This is a genomic window from Duganella sp. GW821-FHT07G03 (genome assembly GCF_059418605.1).
Genome location: NZ_JBWKQE010000065.1, coordinates 1 through 531, shown reverse-complemented (window position 1 = coordinate 531; position 531 = coordinate 1). Strand labels below are relative to the sequence as shown.

1 pseudogene is annotated in these 531 nt (G+C 71.9%); it reads right to left on the bottom strand.

Features of this window, described 5'->3' with window-relative positions:
* A pseudogene (locus tag AC07OK_RS30780) lies at nt 1–531 on the bottom strand (heme utilization protein); the annotation flags it as partial.

The following is a 531-nucleotide window of genomic DNA, read 5'->3' as shown; positions in this document are numbered from 1 at the left end:
GGCGTTGGTCGACAGCGCGGCGAAGTCGGCCGTTTCCAGCGCGGCCACGGCGTTGGTGGTCAGCGCGGCCACCTGGGCGGTGCTCAGCACGCTGGCCTGGCCGGTGGTCAGGGCGACGATCTGGTTGGTGGTCAGGCCGGACACGGCGGCCGTGGTCAGCGCGGCGATCTGGTTGGTCGACAGCACGCCCACCTGGTCGGTGGTCAGGCCGGCCAGCTGCGAGCTGCGCAGCGCGGCGATGTCGTTGGTCGACAGGCCGGCCAGGTCGGCGGTCTGGATGGCGCCGATGGCGTTGCTCGACAGGGCGGCCACTTGCGCGGTGCCCAGGCTGTTGATCTGGTTCGAGCTCAGCGCGACGACCTGGTTGGTGCTCAGCACGGCGATGCCGGCGGTGCTCAGCGCGGCCAGCGAGGCGGTCGCCAGCGAGGCGACCTGGCCGGTGGTCAGCGCGCTCACCTGCGCGGTGCTCAGGATGCCGATGGCGGCCACCTTGATGGCCGACAGGTCGGCCGTTTCCAGCGCGGCGATGTC